The organism is Streptomyces sp. NPDC093149, from assembly GCF_044754145.1.
Classification (GTDB): Bacteria; Actinomycetota; Actinomycetes; order Streptomycetales; family Streptomycetaceae; genus Streptomyces.
In genome coordinates, this window is record NZ_JBIVON010000014.1 from 147,411 (window position 1) to 165,583 (window position 18,173).

Annotated in this window: 16 protein-coding genes and 3 pseudogenes; 4 read left to right on the forward strand and 15 right to left on the reverse strand. The window is 67.6% G+C overall.

Going from position 1 to position 18,173, the window contains the following annotated elements; all coding sequences use genetic code 11:
- Nucleotides 1–104 precede the first annotated feature (104 nt).
- From ACIQCZ_RS33210 to ACIQCZ_RS33225, 4 genes are all read left to right on the forward strand, one after another.
- Nucleotides 105–5,654 carry a hypothetical protein gene (locus tag ACIQCZ_RS33210; RefSeq protein ID WP_402287949.1) on the forward strand — a complete coding sequence of 1,850 codons (5,550 nt, stop codon included), beginning with the start codon at nt 105–107 and terminating at the stop codon, nt 5,652–5,654.
- A 1-nt stretch (nt 5,655) separates the two neighbouring features.
- Entirely contained in the window at nt 5,656–7,395 is a 1,740-nt protein-coding gene (locus tag ACIQCZ_RS33215) for a hypothetical protein (protein WP_402287951.1), read from the forward strand.
- 37 nt (nt 7,396–7,432) lie between these two features.
- On the forward strand, nt 7,433–7,798 hold the full coding sequence (locus tag ACIQCZ_RS33220; RefSeq protein WP_402287954.1) for a hypothetical protein: 366 nt from the start codon (nt 7,433–7,435) through the stop codon (nt 7,796–7,798).
- A gap of 133 nt (nt 7,799–7,931) precedes the next feature.
- Nucleotides 7,932–8,315, forward strand: coding sequence for an HU family DNA-binding protein (locus ACIQCZ_RS33225; protein WP_402287957.1), 384 nt, complete (start codon nt 7,932–7,934; stop codon nt 8,313–8,315).
- Nucleotides 8,316–8,406: 91 nt separating this feature from the next.
- Here the strand turns inward: ACIQCZ_RS33225 and ACIQCZ_RS33230 are convergent, their stop codons facing one another.
- From ACIQCZ_RS33230 to ACIQCZ_RS33300, 15 genes and pseudogenes are all read right to left on the reverse strand, one after another.
- A complete protein-coding gene (locus ACIQCZ_RS33230) occupies nt 8,407–8,649 on the reverse strand; it encodes a hypothetical protein (RefSeq protein ID WP_402287960.1) in 243 nt (80 codons plus the stop codon).
- 23 nt (nt 8,650–8,672) lie between these two features.
- A complete protein-coding gene (locus ACIQCZ_RS33235; RefSeq protein ID WP_402287963.1) occupies nt 8,673–8,861 on the reverse strand; it encodes a hypothetical protein in 189 nt (62 codons plus the stop codon).
- Between the two features lie 64 nt (nt 8,862–8,925).
- Nucleotides 8,926–9,681 (reverse strand): hypothetical protein, encoded by a 756-nt coding sequence (locus ACIQCZ_RS33240; RefSeq protein ID WP_402287965.1) that lies wholly within the window; start codon nt 9,679–9,681, stop codon nt 8,926–8,928.
- Nucleotides 9,674–10,384, reverse strand: coding sequence for a hypothetical protein (locus tag ACIQCZ_RS33245; protein ID WP_402287967.1), 711 nt, complete (start codon nt 10,382–10,384; stop codon nt 9,674–9,676). Before ACIQCZ_RS33245 ends, ACIQCZ_RS33240 begins: the two co-directional genes overlap by 8 nt.
- Nucleotides 10,381–11,355, reverse strand: coding sequence for a hypothetical protein (locus ACIQCZ_RS33250; protein ID WP_402287969.1), 975 nt, complete (start codon nt 11,353–11,355; stop codon nt 10,381–10,383). Before ACIQCZ_RS33250 ends, ACIQCZ_RS33245 begins: the two co-directional genes overlap by 4 nt.
- 119 nt (nt 11,356–11,474) lie before the next feature.
- Nucleotides 11,475–11,669 carry a hypothetical protein gene (locus ACIQCZ_RS33255; protein WP_402287971.1) on the reverse strand — a complete coding sequence of 65 codons (195 nt, stop codon included), beginning with the start codon at nt 11,667–11,669 and terminating at the stop codon, nt 11,475–11,477.
- A 140-nt stretch (nt 11,670–11,809) separates the two neighbouring features.
- Nucleotides 11,810–12,034: pseudogene (locus ACIQCZ_RS33260) on the reverse strand (helix-turn-helix transcriptional regulator); the annotation flags it as partial.
- Between the two features lie 228 nt (nt 12,035–12,262).
- Nucleotides 12,263–12,973, reverse strand: coding sequence for a hypothetical protein (locus ACIQCZ_RS33265; protein ID WP_402287973.1), 711 nt, complete (start codon nt 12,971–12,973; stop codon nt 12,263–12,265).
- 92 nt (nt 12,974–13,065) lie between these two features.
- Nucleotides 13,066–13,788: a hypothetical protein gene (locus tag ACIQCZ_RS33270; protein WP_402287975.1), complete on the reverse strand. Its 723-nt coding sequence runs from the start codon at nt 13,786–13,788 to the stop codon at nt 13,066–13,068.
- A gap of 390 nt (nt 13,789–14,178) precedes the next feature.
- A pseudogene (locus ACIQCZ_RS33275) lies at nt 14,179–15,206 on the reverse strand (LacI family DNA-binding transcriptional regulator).
- 205 nt (nt 15,207–15,411) lie between these two features.
- Nucleotides 15,412–15,774, reverse strand: coding sequence for an HNH endonuclease (locus tag ACIQCZ_RS33280; protein WP_402287978.1), 363 nt, complete (start codon nt 15,772–15,774; stop codon nt 15,412–15,414).
- Nucleotides 15,775–15,779: 5 nt separating this feature from the next.
- A complete protein-coding gene (locus tag ACIQCZ_RS33285) occupies nt 15,780–15,950 on the reverse strand; it encodes a hypothetical protein (protein ID WP_402287981.1) in 171 nt (56 codons plus the stop codon).
- Between the two features lie 96 nt (nt 15,951–16,046).
- The gene (locus ACIQCZ_RS33290) at nt 16,047–17,129 is read right to left on the reverse strand and encodes an AAA family ATPase (RefSeq protein ID WP_402287984.1); all 1,083 of its coding nucleotides are present in this window, start codon (nt 17,127–17,129) and stop codon (nt 16,047–16,049) included.
- A gap of 193 nt (nt 17,130–17,322) precedes the next feature.
- Nucleotides 17,323–17,514 (reverse strand): annotated as a pseudogene (locus tag ACIQCZ_RS33295) (VWA domain-containing protein); the annotation flags it as partial.
- Between the two features lie 205 nt (nt 17,515–17,719).
- Nucleotides 17,720–18,133, reverse strand: a complete 414-nt coding sequence (locus ACIQCZ_RS33300) for an SsgA family sporulation/cell division regulator (protein WP_402287987.1) — start codon at nt 18,131–18,133, stop codon at nt 17,720–17,722.
- Nucleotides 18,134–18,173: the final 40 nt, after the last annotated feature.

Sequence of the window (18,173 nt, forward strand, 5' to 3'; positions counted from 1 at the left end):
TCGGCACCGACCTTTCCGAATGACCTCTCACATCCTTTCGATAGACAAGGTAGTCTCTATGCATACTTATGCAACCCCGAGCTTCCACAGGAGGCTGATTAGCCATGAAGAAGGCGCACGGACTGCGCAGGTACTTCTACGAGTACGTCTACTACAAGGCAGTCGAGCAGGCCCGGGATCAGACCGGACAGGTCATCCCGATCTCCCAGGCCAAGGCGATCCGCGCCCGGGTCGACGAGATCCTCGGACAGCGGGGCACCGCGCTGGCCGACCCGCGGCTGGGCGTCACGGACTGCCTCACCGCCATCGACCAGGCATTCGCGGAGAAGGTGTCCGACTACGAGCCGCAGTTCGGTGACCATTCCCCGCAGAACGAGAGCTACCAGCAGTCGCAGCGGGAGTTCACCCGTGCCACCGGCGTCGGTGCCCAGGCCGACCCGAAGACGGCCCGGCTGCCGATCAGCCCCTACGACCCCGACTGGTCCGAACGCGCGACCGTGAAACGCGCCGGGACCGCGCTGGTGTACCTGCCGGACGAGACGATCGGACGCGTGGCCGGCGGCGAGGTGGAGACCCTGTCCGATCCCCGGCGCGGGAACATGGTGCTCTGGCGCATCGACGACGAAGGCAAGCCCTTCGAGGCCGGCCGAGCGATGACGAACGATGACGCCGCTGGGCTCACCGCGCTGATGGACAAGATGAGCCAGCAGGAGTACGACCAGGTCCGCGAGTGGGTCGTCGACGGCGGCCGGGACCCCCAGACGAACCGTGTCGACCGCAACCGCTTCATGTCCCGGCGCGCCGTGGCACGCTCGGCAGCACTGCTCGAAGAGCTGAAGGCCCAGGGCGTGTCCTACGAGGTGATGCGCGACCGCGAGCCGGGGCAGATCAAGGCGAAGATCGCCGGAACCGGCATGGAGATCCGTCTCACCGACACGCGCCAGGAGGAGTACGCCGGAGCCCGGATCTATGACAACGGCACCGTGCTGCGCTACTCGACGAACTACCGGGTCCCCGGCGGCATGGCGGTCTACTCCCCCTCGCCGGCGGAGGCCGTTCAGCTGCTGCGCTTCGCCCAGGGCCACCGCGTCGAGCGCACGGATCTGCCGGGGCACGCCGCCGGCGAGACCGGCACGACGCACCAAGAGCGCGGCCGTGGCCGCACGCTGGTGGATGTGCCCGACAGCTACCACGTCGACCGGGAGTCGATGTTCGTGGTCGGCGACTACGTGGCGCCCGGCGAGTCCGGTCCCCGGCCCGGGTCGAAGGTGATGCTGCGCCGGGACGCGAAGAACCGCTCCCTGCCGACCTTCTTCATCGACGCCGAGCCCGCTGAGGCCTACGCGAAGGCCGCCGTCGAGAGCGCGCGGGAGAATCTGCAGGCAGCTCTTGGCGTCGAAGACCTGATCGCTCGTGCTGAGGCCGAGCTGGAGCGAACCGGCGGACAGCTGGATGCGATCGAGCCGCCGGAGTACTCGGCTGACTCTGAGGTCGCTGCGATCCAGCGCTCCTACTGGGACGTGCTCACCGGCGCGCACAGCGATCTGCTGCGCCCGGGGGCGACCGAAGAGATGTACCAGGAACGGCTGGAGGAGATCGGCGAGTTGCAGGCCGAGGAGGTGCCCGAGATGGGCAACCTCGTCTACGGCGGCACCGCCGTCGAGAAGGTCCGGCAGCACGCTGAGGACGTTCCCTTCGAACTCATCGGGACCTGGGAGGCGGAGCCCCACGACGTCGACGGCGAGTGGGTCGATCAGCGCTTCAACCCGGACCGGGTGGCGCGGTACATGACCAGCCCCACCGGGCAGTGGTCGAACCTCGACAACCTTGCCTCGGCGCTGCGTCGTTGCGGGATCTCGCCTGCCGAGATGATGGGCTCGACCTTCCAGACGACCCGGTTCAAGGACCGGCTCGTCCGCTTCGACGCCGAGCGCTCCGTGCCGATCGCCGATCACGAATCTGCGTTCATGCGGCGCATCGGGGTCACCGTGCGTGAGAACATCGAGCGCAACGCGGCGACGGTCTCCGAGATCCTGGTCGACGAGCAGGGCGTCATCCGCTGGAGCGGCGAGAAGCTGCGCCGTGACGGCAAGGGGGCGCCGATCTCGGGTGAGATCGGCCAGGTCTTCGATGTCGGCGAGTACGGCGAGATCACCACCGCCTTCGCCAGCGGGGAGAACGCTCTGGTCGTGCCGGGCTACGAGGCCACGATCACGGCCCAGACTCCGGGCGAGGCTCCGACCTCGGTCGAGGAACGCACGCGCCTGCGCGGCTACGAGCAGCTCATGCACGAGCGCATCCAGTACCAGATCGCCGGCGACCTCATCGCCGGGCGCAGCGAGACCGGCGAGCCCTCCTCGCTCAACACGGTCTACTCGCAGTTGTACGGCACGAAGCACCCGATCGACTTCATCGAGCGCGCCACCACGTACCAGCTCGACGAGTCCACCGGCGAAATCAAGGGGCACCTGGACGAGTGGACGGCCGCGATCCTGCAGACCGAGGCGCGCCGTGTGCGCTACTCCAACGAAATCAAGGCCGGCTCGACGATCTACGCCGAGTACCGGGCCCAGCGCGACCGGACTGACCCGGCTGACGACAACCGCTTCGACGCCTGGCGGCTCACCGGCGGGCGGAACATGACGGTGCTCACCGGCAAGGACCGGAACAACGTCGCTGCGCCCAGCGGCTACTTCGACCCGGTGATGACCGGAGGCGCGACCAACCAGGGCATCGTGCGGTACCTGACCACTCAGGCCCAGGTCGACGCGGACGGCCGGATCGTGCCGGGCGACGAGAGCGTGGCCGGGCAGCGTGCGCCGCTCATGGCTCTCCCCGAGCTCGAGACGCTGCGGTACGACCCGTTCGACCGCCAGCAGATGACGGCCTCGACGATCATGCAGTCTTCTGAGGTCACCGCGCCGGCGAAGACTGCGCTGATGACCTTCGGCGGCTGGACGGCTGATGACCCGATCGTGGTGTCGAAGGAGTTCGCCGAGCGCCACCGCATCCGCGGGGCCGGCGGCCAGGAGCGCGATCTCGTCGTGGGCGACAAGATCTCGGATCTGCACGGCAACAAGGGCGTGATCTCGCTGATCGTCGACCGGGACATGCCGCTGCAGAACGCGCAGGAGCAGGATGTCGTCGAAGAGGTCAACTGGTTCCGGGCCAACCCGGGCCTGGACGTGGTGATGAGCCCGTTCAGCCTGATCTCCCGGCGCAACGCGGGCTCGGCGCGCGAGCTGATGAGCGGGAACGTCTCCGACCTGCGCTCCCCCAACGGAGAACTGCGGCCAAGTGCCCTGGGCGAGATGCGCTTCGTGGTCACCCACATGGCCGTCGACGAGAAGACGAAGATCTACGACGACGAGCAGGTGCGTGCCGGCAAGGGCCGTAAGGCCTCCTCGCAGCTGGCCTGGGCGCTGCAGTCTCAGGACTGCCCGGCGATCATGCGCGAGTTCTACGGCCACAACAGCGGGGCCGAGTCGAACCTGCGCGAGTACCTCCTGGTGACCGGCATGGACATGGAGGCTGACGGCACGCTGCGGGTGGTCGGCCAGGCCGAGGACCTCGACGAGCGCCCCGAGCGGCGGTTCATCCCGATGCCCGAGCTGCTGCGCACTCAGCCGCGCAAAGAGGGCCAGCTCCCGGGACTGAACACCGCGGCGATGCGCAAATCCTTCGGCAATCTCATCGGCGACCGCGGCGGCGACATGGAGATCCCGTTCCCACTCACGTATCCGACCGGTGAGCAGACCGAGACGATGAGCGCGAGCTCGTGGAAGCTGCCGGTGATGTCCTCGTATCTGCGCAGTGGCCAGGAGTTCGAGGACGGGTCCTCCGTCACGCACGACTACACCCGCAGCTACCAGGACGTCTTCGTCGAGGCCTGCCGCTACCGCTACATGGCCGAGCAGCTGGACGGCCAGGGTCTGTCCGCGGAGAAGCGCGCCGAGGTGCGCCGCGGCATGAGCGAGTCGGTCCCGCGCGCTCAGCGCGCCTTCGAGGCGATCACGACCGACGTGCAGAACCGGGTGCTGACAGGCAAGAACAACATCTTCAAAACCGGGCTGATGGCCTCGCGGCTCACCGACTCGGCGACGATGGTGTGGACCTCAGACCCACGGCTGGACGTCGACCAGGTTGCACTCAGCTCGGTCAAGGCCGAGCAGCTGGGGCTGGCCGAGGGCGACCACGCGCTGGTATGGCGTGACCCGGTGCTCCGTAACGCCGGCGTGCGCTACATGCGGGTCGCGATCGACGATCGGCTCACCGGTGCCGCGATCAACCCCGTGATGGACGCCTGCTTCGACGGCGACTTCGACGGCGACGCCGTCGCCGTAGTGAAGCTGCACAGCGATGCCGCCAAGGCGGAAGCCCTGGCGAAGCTCTCGGTGCCGGCCAACCTGCTGGACACCGGAGTGGTCAAGGGCGACGGCTCGCACCCGCTGGCCATGCAGGTCTCGCTGGACACCCAGGTCGCGCTCTCCAAGGACGCCGGCCTGGCCGATGAGCTGGAGAGCTCGCGGAGCGAGGCGAACCGGCTCCGGCTGCAGGCGCTCGCCGGCGCACAGTCGCCGGAGGACATCAAGCTCGCCCAGCAGGTCGTGACGGAGGAGCTGAGCGCGCTGTACCGCCAGGCGCAGCGCGGCGAGTTCGGCGCGGCACTGACGTTCTCGGACCGCGAGGCGCACCTGCAGAGCGTGCGCGAGGTATGCGTCGAGACCGGTGCCAAGGGCAGCGAGAAGAAGCTCGCCGACTACGCCCGGAACCTGGGCGATGCGCAGGGCACGCCCGGTATCACGCAGGCCGACCAGGAAGCCTCAATGTTCGCCACGGCGATCAAGGCCCACGGCACCGGCCTGGGCGGCTCGTTCAGCCAGCGCGCCGTGCGCGCGCTGCGCGGCGAAGACCTCAAGGCCGTCCTGGAGGTCACCTACCCGGTGACCCAGTCGATCCTGCAGGCCAAGCACGACGCCGCCGAGGCCCGGCACAAGTACGCGATGCTCCAGGGCCCCGGCCGCGAGCTCTGGAGGGGCCGCAGCATCGAACACGTCGGCCCCGGTCAGTGGCGCACGGCGTTCCTCGACGGTGAGCCCGTCCAGGCCACGGCCGAGGAGTGGGAGAAGCAGTTCATCGAGTTCTACGAGTCCAAGGAGGGCTTCGGAGTCACGGTCAACCCGGACTACGTGGCCCGCGTGGCCAGTGCGCTGGAGGACCAGAAAACCGGGCTCATCCGCAACCTCGAAGAGGACCCGTCGCTGCGGGGCACCGTGATGGACCGGATGGCCTACGGCGGTGACTTCGAGGCGCTCGTGCAGGCGGCCAAGAACCGCGAGAGCGTCTACGACGGCGAGAAGAACGAGCAGTTCGCGTCCTCGGGCACCCGGAAGGCCCGGGCGGAGATGCCCCGGCAGCTCGATCAGCTGGGCTCCGCCGAGACGCACAGCCTGGACAGCGCCGCGATTGCCGTCGATGACTCGGTTGTCAAGCGCGACGTGATCTCTCAGGACTCAGGGGCCTCCCGCACCCGCGGCTCGCACCGCCGCTCTGCACATGCCGTGCGCGTGGGCGCGTCGCGCCCGGTCTACACGCCGAGCATCAAGATCGATCAGCCGCAGAGCAACGACGACGACTACGGGATGGGGCACTGAGATGGCACAGCACAAGGAACTGGGAACGGGACCCGCGGGCCGCCCGCGCGCAACCAAGGAGCTTCCGGTTGACGACGATCGGCATCAGGCCGACGAGCCGCAGAGCAGCGCATACGCCTACTGGGACTCGCGCTCGGACGAGCCGATCGACGCCGAGGTGATCGACGAGCCCGGACCGGAGGACGCAGACGGTTCGCGCGCCTGGCGCGAACGGCTCCGGGACCGTGCCCGTGGGTTCTTCGGCGCGAAGACCCAGGAACGGATGGCCGACCGCGAGCGCGTGCACGGGATCGACGTCGACCGGACCGAGGACGAGACCGAGAGCCTGGACCAGCGCGAGCAGCTGCTCAAGCTCCGGGCGGAGACGCGGCTGGCCGGCGAGAAGTACATGGCCTCGCTGCGGGACTCGAAGCTGCTGGTGCCCAACTTCAACGACGAGGAACGGACGCAGGAGCTCGGCGTCATGCACCACGTCTACATGCAGATGATGACGCAGTCGTGTCTCAAGCCGCTCTCGCGCGGAGTGAATGCCAACTCGATCATCCAGGCCGTCGGCATGGTGATGGCGATGCGGATGCTCGCCCCGGACTTCAAGAAGGAGATGGACAGCTACCTCCAGCCTCTCAAGGACAAGATCCAGAAGCGCATCGACGCCAGGACCCACGGCGTGATCGCCTCTGCCGAGAGCGGCATCACGCGCCGACAGAGGATCTTCAAGGACGTGCCGAGCGACGCCCGGCGCGAGCGCCTCATCGGCAGCACCGATCCGCGTGATCACCTGACGAAGAAGTGGCGCAAGCGCTTCGACGCCATGCAGCACCGTGAGCGCGGCCACCGGGAGATGTTCACTCCGGACTCGGCAGCCATGACCGAGGTCGCGCTCATGGAGAACGCCTTCTGGAAGATGCGTGAGCCGGGCGCGGATGCCGGCCTGATCCGCGACAGCTACCGGGCGATGCGCAAGCGGCTGCACGAGCAGATGAGTGAAGACGGCCTGGAGCGCCAGGAGGTCGTCCAGCACGCGCGAATGATCATCGGCGAGCGGATGGAGTACGAGCCCGAGCTGCGCACGATGTTCAACGGCGTGGCTCACGGCCGGATCGTCAAGGCTCCCGCGCACGAGGAGCGGATCGCGGGCTCGGACAGAGTCCGCACGGTTTGGAGCGGGGAGTTCGACGACCAGTTGGGCCAGCGTCTGCCTGAGGACGGGATGTTCACGCTGCGCCGGCCCATGGACGCGGACGCCCACCAAGTTCAGCTCGCCGAGACGATGAAGACCTCGATGCTCGACGCGCTGGGCCGCGACGATCAGGAGGGCTACGGGGGCAACATGCTGGGCTACCTGGTCGGCTTCGCGGCGCAGAAGCAGGGTCTGGACACCAGCGGGCTGCCTCGCATGCTCCGGCACCGCCTGGACCAGTCCGAGGTGATGATCGCGAGCATGGACATCGACGGCCTGCCGCCCGAGGAGCAGCAGCGGGTCTATTCCAACGCCTACGTCGACGCGATGGAGGCGGTGAACGAGAAATATCCGGATCTCGAGGCCGAGCTGAAGCGGAGCCTCGGGGAGAACTGGCAGCAGACGCTGCAGACGGCGGCCAACAACCCGGGTGCCTTCTTCGAGGAGCAGCGGCTCAAGCCGCGGTCGCGCCCTACAGGGCCGTCGGCCGAGCGGGAGGCCGGCCCGCAGAACGAGAGCCCGAACGCTGAGGCCGATGCCGAGGACTACCAGCCCGCCTGAGGGCGATCCGAGAACACGAACAAGGAGCAGGAGGGTCATGGGCCAGGAACAGAATGAGGAACAGCAGGTCAGGTTCGACTCGCGTTTCGCGCGGATGTTCGACTATGTCACGCCGGAGGACAGGAGCCGATGGGAGCAGATGCGGGCGCAGAACAAGCCGAACGTCAACGCGATCAAGCAGGGCACGAAGTCGGCGCTGGGCTCGATGATGGAGTTCGGGGAGCGCAACATCGGCGCGAAGCTCGATGCGGCCCACCGTGTGGCGGCGCAGCAGCGGTTCGAGGAATCCCACGACATGGTCGTGAACCAGCGCCGCGATCCGAACACGCGGAACATCATCGAGTCGGTCGACTACGAGCCCAAGGACGACCGGGAGCAGATCGAGCCGGACCTGGAGCTCTAGCCGAATGGGTCACGACAAGCATAGCGAGTGGCACTCCATAAGCCCGCCTCTCCTTCTCGACTCGTCACTATCTTCGATAGACTGATTTCTAAGCGAAACCGCGGCTTGAAGGACGACAGGACAGGGTGTAGGCATGGAGACGACGACGAATCCGCGTGTCAGTAAGCGCGAGTTCATCTCTCGGGTCGCGACTTGCAGCGAGTTGCCGGTCCGAGTGGTGAACAAGGTGTACGAGTCGCTGCTCAGTGAACTCACGGGCGCGGTCAGCTGCGGGGAGACGGTCGTGCTCACGAGCTTCGGCCGCTTCTACCGACAGGACCACAAGGGCCACAAGGTGCGCTTCGGCAAGAGCAACGTCGACGACTACGTGGTGCTGAAGTTCTCCGCGTCGAGCAGCTTCAACCGCCTGCTCGGCGGCGACGAGGACGAGATCTCACCGGAGACCTACGGGATGATCGAGGATGCCGACGAGTTCGAGAACGTCATTGAGGATCGTGAGCTACGGGCCGCATCGTAGGCAACGAGGAGCCAGCAGAAAAAGAGAACCCCCGTGATGCAAAGGCATCACGGGGGTTCTCTTTATGGCGGGACGAGCCCAGTTGCGAGGCTCAGCCCTCGGCGATGGCAAAGATCAGCACGAGCACGATGATCGGGACGAGGAGCACGCCGGCCCCGGCGAGGAGGTGCTCCCACCCCAGCGGCAAGTTGATCCAGCCTATGAAGTCGTTCCTCAGGCCGGCGACGGTGCTCGCGATCGAGGCGAGGAAGCCGGTGACCCATCCGACGATGACCGCCAGACTGACACCGCCGATCAGACCGAGGGCGATGATGGCACGAGCGCTCTTGAACATGGTCCCGAACATGACGCCCCGTCCTACTTCCGGTCCTCGAAGAGCAGGTAGTACAGCCCGATGTGCGGGATGACGAAGGCCGCCAGCACGATCCAGGCCCGTCCCGGGTCCTCGACCACCCAGCCGATGAAGTCCTTGACGGATCCGACGTAGGCCAGCACGGGGGCGAGCACCTCAGTGCGGAAGATGACGTGGAAGATTCCGTAGGCCATGCCGAGAGCGATCGCCAGTCCGATGCCGCGCCGTACGAAGAGGGTGGAACGAGGACCGATCCGCTCACAGCAGCGTGTCCCGCTCGCCTTCCTCCCAGCGCGGCGGGCAGAGTTCGGTCAGGGCGTCAAGGGCCGCAGTCGTCTCGGGGCTGTCGCCGAGGTCGAAGGTGCACAGCTCGCTGCCGTCCTCGGCCACGAGACGGACGCCCGTGCCGTCCCAGAACGGCCCGCGCTTGCCGCCCACGGCCCAAAACCGTGCCAGAACCGGCACCATGGGGTACACCGGGTGCAGGTAGGCCGGATGACGGCGGATCTTGTCGGCCAGAACTTCTTCCCACGCGGCCTCGGCGGCATCCCGCGTTTGCCGCCACCGCTGAACGAGATCCTCCGCCGTACGGCGGCGCGCCATGTGCCATAGAGCCGGGTGGACCTCTGTCCCCAGAAGGGCAGGGCCCCGGGCGGCAAGCCACTCCCGGACGGCCATGGCGGGCGGTGCTTCGGCGAGCAGTTCGGCGAGGTAGCTCGTGCTTGACGGCGTGGTCGGAGGGAACTTGCGCACGACGGAGACCGGGAGTGGCACGAGGGTGTCGAACGGGCCCGCTGCGTGCTGCGTTCCGTGCGGGGAGGCGAAGGCGACAGGGTCCTTCGGCAAGGTCCCGCACTCGCCGCACTCGGGGCACGCCCAGGTCCAGCCGACAACGGGAGCGTGGACGAGCTGGCCGTCCTGGATGATCCAGTCGAATCGGTCGGCCAGGCTGTGCTCGTCAGAGGCGACGAAATCGGCGTCGAACAGCTCATCGGGCACGATGAGTTCAGGCATCGGTGGGCTCCTCTCGGCTGGTAGCTGGTCCCGGCAGCGCCGGGGCATCGAATGACGAGGCTTCGATGGAAGACTCGGCACCCGTCAGCCGGACAACCTCCAGGACGTGGGCCTCGATCTCGGCGCGGGCCTGGGCGACGACCTGCTCGCCGGCCTCCACGAGTGAGTCGACGGTGAACTGGGCGTTGCTGCCCGCACCGGCGACGGCGTTCTCCAGTGCGCTGAGTGCTTCCTTGGTGGCCCTCACGCCCTTCTTCTCGTGGATCGCCTCGTGTAGTGCCGCCGTGGCGGCCTTGACACGGGCGTACATCCGGTCGGTGACCTCGCGGACCTCCCGCAGGCTCTCGGCGGTGCGGGGCTGATGAGGGATCTCGGGCACGAAGGCGTCGTGCTCGGTACGCCGGATGGTCACCGGCACGCCGCTGCTGAGCCCCATGGAGGACACGAGCGAGCCCCACTGGGCGAGGCTCATCTCGATCTCCACGAGCTCCCGGCCTGGATGGACCCAGTCGTGGTTGAGGTCGCGTTTGCGCGTGGCCTGGTGGACGGAGAGCGAGATGGTCTCGTTGTGGAGCAGGTCGGACTGGAACAGCGAACGACCTCCTCCGCTTCTTCGGGTCACGACCGCGACGCCGAAGGCAGGGTGGATCTCGCTGTCACCTTCTGCGTCGAGCGCTGGGTCCTGGATCGGACGGCGGCTCATGACTGCACCGCCTCGGTCGCCGGGTGGCTGGCCCGCCGTCGTGGGCGGCCGAGCGCGCGGAAGCTGCGCGCCAGGAAGCCGAGGAAGCGGTTGCTGAGGCGTGTGGACTCAGGGGGCTCAGCCTGCTGGAACTGGTGCTCGCGGTAGAGCCGCACGGCCAGGTCGATGCCGTAGCAGGTGAACAGGAAGTGGATGTCGTAGTCGCGCAGGTCCCACTCCCAGGTGTCCTCGCCGAAGGTCTCGGAGTTCTCGTGCAGCCACTCGCGCGCCTCGTGCTCGTCGCCGGCGTACATCCGGGCCTCGGCGAGGATCTCGGCAGCACGCTCGGCAGGCGACTGCTCGGACACAGGCGCATCGGCGAGTTCGGACCAGTCGAACTCGGAGTCGAGCTTCTCGAACTGCCCGTCGGAGAGGTCGTCGGCTGCCCAGAGCTCGACGTCGCTGAGCTCCTTCCTCCAGTGCGCCCGGAGGCGCTCCTGCATTGCCGCTTCGTCCAGGCCGCGTAGTTCGTGCAGCCTGAGCAGGAGCGCGAGCTGCCGTTCACGGAAGTGCTGCGCCTCGTCGCCGAGGTCCTCGTGTTCGCCGAGACTGTCCTTGACGTGCCGCAGGAACACATCCTGGTCGTACTTCTTCACCTCGTGCGCGCGGCCGCCGCAGAGCTTCGCGGCCCAGTAGCGCACGTCGATGCTCGGCGCGCCGTCGGAGTAGTAGTCGCGGCACCTCCTGGAGACGCTAAGAAAGTCGATCATGTCCAGTTCGCGGGTGAACATGTAGCCGTCAGCGATGTCGCCGGAGGTGGCCAGGTGCCCCGGCCAGGTGGTGATGTCCCAGGACCACATGCGGGTACCGGGCTTCTGGATCCGTAGATGGCGGTAGAGGCCGTCATCGTGGAGCACCACGAGCTGGTGCTCGGCGGTTTCGCGCAGGAAGTCCGCGTAGGCGTGGGCGTAGGGGTTGGTTGGCTTGGTCATGATGAGTGTGCTGCGCTTTCTCTGACGTGCGGTGGGATGTTGTGGGGAGGCGGCGAGCACGACGGCATGACGAAGCCGGGGCCTCCGTGGACCGGAGGCCCCGGCTTGTCGTACGGGGCTCAGCTGACCAGCACGCTCTTCCTCTCCTGGGCCGGGAGCGTGGCGAGGACGGCGTCGGCCACTTCCTTCGCGGGGGTGTTGAGCGGCATCTCGCGCTCGTACCCGTGGCCCCAGGAGAAGTCCTGGAACTCCGCGGTGTCGGTGAGCGTGGTCGCCTCGATGGGATACGAGCTGTCCGGGAGCCAGACGTGCACGGTGGCACTGTGAAACTGGCAGCCGCCGCACCATGCCCGCCAGCGCAGCGGCTGGGTACTCGTCGCCGCGCCGCCGGATTTCGACGAGGTGGACCGGGCGCCCGGTGCTGTCTGCGGGCGCCCGGTGCGGGAGAGGGGCGTCAACGGTCGTCATCCAGGGGCTCCAGGTCGTCGGCCGCCGTGATGTCGCCCCGAATGAGCAGGAGGGCGACCGCATGGGCCCGGTCGTGGGCGCCGATCTTCTTGAAGAGGCGGCACGCGTGGGTCTTGACCGTGTCCTCAGAGATGAACAGCTCCAGGCCGATGGTCGCGTTGGACAGGCCGCGTGCCATCCGGGCGCCGACCTGCTTTTCGCGCTCGGAGAGGGGGGCTTTCAGGCTGGGGACCGTGAGGCCCTGGTCGCGCAGGCGGCCGAGCCTGCCGTGGTGGAAAGCCGCCTCCAAGTGAGGCTTGACGGTTTCCAGGAAGGTTGCGACGACGCTGCGCTTCGTCAGCCCCCTTCCCGCGTCCGGTCGGCGGCGTCGCCCAGGTCGTGGATCAGCTCCTCGTACCGCGTACGGGGACGCGTCTCGGTGGGTTGGGCTGAGGACATGTCAGCGCTCCTTGCGCTTAAGGATCTTCGAGAATTGCTGGCCACGCGTGAGCATCGGGTCAGCCAGGGCTTGGGCCGCCTCGGGGCGGCAGTTGGGACACGGGCGCGTCGTCTGGTGGGTGACGGGCTGGCCGTCCCGGGTACGGGGTCGGCCGTCGGCGCCCCGCTCGGGCTCCCGCTCGTCGGTGTCGATCCAGCCCGCCACGCACGGAGGCTCGTGCGTGCACCTGCACTCGGCCCACGGGCATGGGGCCCGGCCAGCCGAAGTGGTGCTCTGCGGGCGGCGGGGCCGCTGGAGGCCGTGGCCGCGGACGTAGTCGGGGACGTCGCTCACCCCGGCACCTCCCGCCTGAATGGCGCGCGTGGCCATCGAGCGAACGTCGTGGAAGCTGTGCAGCGGGTACTTGTCGCAGAAGCCTTTGGCGACCTTCATGGCGCGCTGGCTCACGGTCGGCATGCTGCCGCCTGGGGCGGCAGAACCCGAAGGGTTCTCTTTGTGGTTACCGTCTTTATCTTTGAGCGCCTGATTTACCGGCGCCTGATTTCCCGTCCCTGGTGGCCCCGATTCCGGCGGATTCTCCGGCGCCGGATTTTCCGGCGCTGGTGGCTCGCCCTGAAGCAGCTCCGGGTCATCGCACACCACCTGCTCGTGCCGGAAGGTGCCCTTGTCGGTGGGCTCCCTGGTCCGCTTCAGGTAGCCGAACTCCTCCAACGGCGGCCTGGGTGGTCTCGTATCCGGCCTCTTCGAGGTGGTGCTTGAGCTGGTTGACCAAGTGCTGCAGGTTATGGGTCGTGCGAGCACTGTCAGTTCTCGCTCTCCTCTTCGCCGACCTTGCCGATCTCTTCGTCGATGTACGCCGAGAGGAACTTGCTCGACAGCGGGTCGATGCCGTACCGCTCCGACCAGCGCTTGAGGTACTCGACGGGCTCAGCGTTGCCGGGTTCGTCACGCACCTTGCCGATGGCCTCGGCGATCCACTTGAGGGTGTCCGTGCCGGGCCACTCCGGCGAGGTACCCAGGCCGAGCGCGATCGCGTCGACCACGTCGGTGTCGGTGAGGGGCGTGTGGTCCCCGCTGCCGTTCGCGCGGGAGAGCGGCAACTCGTAGTCCGGGATGAAGCCCATGGCGAGGAGCACGCTCTCGGGCAGCTTGTAGGCGTCCCAGATCGCGCCGGTCGCGTCCGTGGGGCTGCCGCCGCTGGAGAGCCCTCCGGAGATGTAGATCCTGTAGTCGGCGACCGTGAGGAATGTCGTCTCCCGGGAGTCGAGGGCCTCTTCGAGGTTGTCGATGATGACGAGACCGGCGTGCCGGGCGTACTCGATGCGCACTTCGCCGTCCTTGTCGACGAGGTCGGACTCGCCGTCCAGATCCGGCAGCACCTCCTCCAGTTCAGCCTCAGGCTCGTCGAAGGTGAAGAGCGAGGCGTCTGTGATCTCTTCGAGCAGCTGACGGCCTCGGTCGAAGTTCGGCGGCTCGGTGCTTTCAGCAGGGAAAGCGATGGTGGCGGTGAGCATGCTCGCGCCCATGATGATCTACTCCTTCGGTGGTGGGGGAAGCTGCGAGTCGGATCAGTCCTGGATCCAGCCGAGGACGTCATCGACGTCCTGGTCGCAGCTGGCCTCGCTCGCCTGGCGCAGTCGCGCCGGGGTTCTCGAGGTAGTGCAGTGCGGGGCTGTCGATGAGGTTGGCCGCGTCACGTTCTCGGGCGCGAGATCGCTCACGTCGTTGGCTGCTCGGCTCACGGCGTCGCCGATGCCATCCTGGAAGAAGACCTTTGTGCTGGCTGAGCCGTCGAGGCCGTCGCTGAGGGACCATCCGGCGACCGCCCGCGCACCACCGCTCGCGGGGGCGATCGGGTGGCAGCCCGCGGGCCACCGCTCGCGCGGGCCTTGGACCTGTCGGTGACCGCCCGTGCCCTACCCCTCCTCCAGCGGCCGCGGCGGGATTACTGTCGTGCGCGGCGCACCTCGCTGGGACGAGGTACGCACGATCAGCTCGGTCGGTATCACCTGCTCGACCGGGTGATCAGAGTCCACCTGCTCGATGGCGTTGATGAGGAGCTGGACCACCGCGTGCCGATCCGGCGCGGCTTGAGGGAGAGCGTGGTGACGGACGGCTCGGTGCTGGCGTACACGGTGGACTCACTGCAGCAAACGATCAGCAGGTCGCCGGGGACGCGCAGGCCGCAGCGGCGGGCGGCCGCGAGCAGGTCGGTGCCGTTGGGGTCGAAGAGCCCGTAGACGGCGTCGGGCCGGTCGGGGCGGGCCAGCAGCCGGTCGGCGGCGACGGCGCCCGCGCACGGGTCGTGCGCCGGGTAGGCCTCGTACACCGGGTCCTGGCCGACCCGCTCGCACCAGCGCAGGTACGCGGTGGTCGACAGACGGGTGTACGTGTCCGTCGTCGTCCCGGTCAGCAGGCCGATCCGGCGGGCGCCGGCGGCGGCCAGGTGGTCCAGGATGCCGAGGACGGCGGCCTCGTGGTCGTTGTCGACCCACGCGGTGACCGGCAGCGAGCCGGCCGGGCGGCCGTCGGAGACGACCGGTAGACCCTGCCGGACCAGCTCGCTGACCACGGGATCCTGGTCGGACGGGTCGATGACGACCGTGCCGTCCAGGGCGACGTTGGACCACACGTCGTACCGTGAGGTCGCGGGCAGGATGACGAGCGCGTAGCCGCGGGCGAGGGCGGCAGAGGTGGCGGCGCGCGCCATCTCGGCGAAGTACGCGAACTCGGTGAAGGTGAAAGGTTCATCCCCGTACGTCGTCACGGTCAGGCCGATGAGGCCGGACTTGCCGGTACGGAGGGTTCGGGCCGCGGCGGAAGAGCGGTAGCCCAGGCGCTCAGCGACCTCACGGACATGGCGGCGGGTGGAGTCCGGGAGCCTGCCCTTGCCGTTGAGCGCGTCGGAGACGGTCGTGATGGAGACCCCGGCCGCCGCGGCCACGTCTTTGATGCCCGCCCGGCCCGGCAGGCTGCCTCGGCAGGGAGTCCCTGCCCGGCTCACCTGGTGCTTCCCTGCGTGCGGGTTGTTCGCAGAGCGCTATCGTCGGTGGTCGGGGAGGTGTAGCGACTGGAAGTGTCGTGCTTCGCGCCGTAGTTCGGGCAGATGATCCAGGCCATGAGTTTGCTCCTGATGTGTGTCGGGGTGGTCAGTACTTCTTGCGCCGGCGCGCGAGACGCCAGCGGTAGAGGGGGCTCGGCACGCGGTTGGACTTCCGCCGGTTGTGCTGACGGCAGAGCAGCTGGCCGTTCCACAGCTCAGTCGCCCCGCCGCGGCTCCAGGGGTGTATGTGATCGGCCTCGGTTCCCGGTGCCGGGCACCGGAACCAGAGGGGCGGTTTGTGCTCGCACCGGCCGTTGGCCTGGCGGATGAGTTGCTGCTTCTGGGGCCAGCTGAAGAGCCGGGTGGGATCACGCCAGCGCCGCTTACGGCCAACGCCGGCGGCGAGGCACAGAATGCCGAACGCGGCAACGGCCAGGCAGGCGAGCAGCACAGTCGGGGCAGGCAGCATGGCGCTCAGTGCAGGTCGTTGCTGAAGGAGATCAGCTCATGCCTGGCCGCCCAGAACAGGTCCTCGGAGTCGATGACCGTGACGAGACGGGCCTTGCCGAGGCAAAGGTTGGCCCTTCGGGGCTCACGATGCTCTGCGCCGGCGTCGGGATCGGAGACGATGCGGTACTGGGGCATGGTCGAAGGCTGCTTTCTGTACAGGAACGCGTGAGCCGGACAGCGAACCGCCGAGGAGACCGGAGTGGCTCCTCGGCGGTTCGGATGGGGGCGTCCTCAGAAATCGATGGAGTACTTCGGGGGACGGCGCAGGATCACCGCGGCGGCACGCAGGTCCTTCTCGTCGTCGGGCGACCTGTCGTCCTCGTCACGGAAGTCGGTGAGCGTGAAGGCACCATCCGGGAGCTGGTAGCCGTCCTCGGACGGGACGGCGTCGCGCATGCGGAACTGCAGCCCGGTGCCGGTGTCCCAGTCGTTGATGGTTTGCAGGCTGTCGCTGTTGAACAGATCGACACGGCCATCGAAGACGTCGGTGTCGCCGTTCTTCCAGGTGATGTGGGCCTCGATCCGCGAGCCGGCGTGCTCACTGCGCTTGATGTTCAGGTCACCGATCACCTCAGCGAACGACTCGCCCAGGCGCAGCTCGAAGGCGATCGCCCGCAAGTGGTCGAAGTTGATGTCGTACTTCCGGGAGAAGTCGACGATCTCGGCCACCTGCTTCTCGGCCACTCCGGGCACCTGGTCGCGCAGGTAGGTGGCCACCGTCTCGGGCTCGGGGTAGGAAAAGCGCATGTGGTAGTGGAAGCGGCCGGGGCGGTTGAGCATGTAGTCGTTGACGCGATGCAGCTCGTTGACCGACAGGACGTAGAGGCGCTTCGTCGTGCTCAGCCCGTCGAACAGACTCAGGAACTGGTTCTGCGACTCGTCGTCCTCGTTGGAGAAGATCTTCTCGAACTCGTCGAAGACAACGACGACTTCGCCCAGCTCGTCGAGGAAGGCGGCCAGCCCCGGCGTGTCGTGCTGCACGAGCACGGTGGGCAGGTGGTGTTCCTCGCGCATCCGCTCGGCGAGCAGGCGGAGCATGAGGCTCTTACCCATGCCCTTGTCGCCGGAGAGGATGACGCCGAGCGAACGGTCCATAGCGGAGTAGCCGGTGACGATCCGCTGTACACGGGAGGCGTGGCTGCCGTAGACGGTCTCCTCGGCGGATGCCAGCGGCTCCGTCTGGCGCAGGCTGTAGCCGGCCACCTGGGAGAAGGAGATCGTGTAGGTGGCCACGGGCAGATCAGCGAAGGTCTGCACGGAGTCCCCGTAGAGGCGGAACTCCCCGCCGGAGGCGACGATCGTGGATGCGGGCATGAAGGCTTCTCGCTTTCGCGGGAGTTGAGTGGGTGAAGATGGCGGCGGGGCAGCGGCACTCAGCGGACCGGAAGCCCGCTGCGCAGCTCGGCGATGCGGCCCTGGTGGGCGCCGAGTGCGACGTCGACGAAGGTCTGGGAGCGGCAGAACAGGCCGCCTCGCGTGAGGGTGTGCATTCCGCTGGAGAAGAAGCCGCGCCGACCGGGACCTTGCCATCGTCGTCGAGGTGTGCCGACAGGCTGAGGATCTGGTCGCTCAACCGCTGGACGGTGCCGTAGGTGAAGTAGTTCTTCATCAAGTAGGAGAGGTCGATCACGACGTAGACGGCGGCGCGGTCGCCAAGGCGGTCGCTCTTGCGGAGGCTGCTCTCGGCGTCCTTGCACATGTCGGTGAGGACGGGCGCAGTGCCGACGACCTTCTCCAAGCTGATGTCCGAGGTCTTGTTCAGTGCGTGGCCACAGGTTTACTCCTTGTCTGGGACGTGGGCGGATGGGGCATGTGCAGAGGTGTGCTGCGCACCGCTGGTGTGACATGGCGGCGCGGATCTTCTTGCGCTGGGCCCGTTGTGGGCGTGCGGGGCGGTACTTGGCTCAGCGGGTCAGAAGCTCGTCGAGGAAGCTGTCGATGTCGACGGATTCAGACTCCCGGCCTGCGGGGACGACCTCGAAGGTCTTGGCGAGCCATGCCTTGACGGAAGCTGCCGGTCCTTCAAGGCGGGCGTATCCGTCGGGGGATTCCAGTTCGATCCTGAGGCGGCGGTTCTGGTGAGGGCCGATCGGAGTGATCTTCACGTCGCCGATGCCAGCGGGTGCGGTGAGGCCCTGGTCGAGCAGCTCCCGGGCGAACGTCCACCGGACCACATCGTCGGGCGTGACGTCGAAGGAGAACTGCACCGCGTAGGGGTCCGTGTTCTTGTAGTACAGCCGCACGGGGACGAATACACGCAAGTCCGGGCCGGCCACGAGCGACATGCGGATCTTCAGTTCCAGGCTGGGAAAGCCCATGGGCGGATTCCTGTTCTTCGGCGGAAAAGCGTGGTGGAGG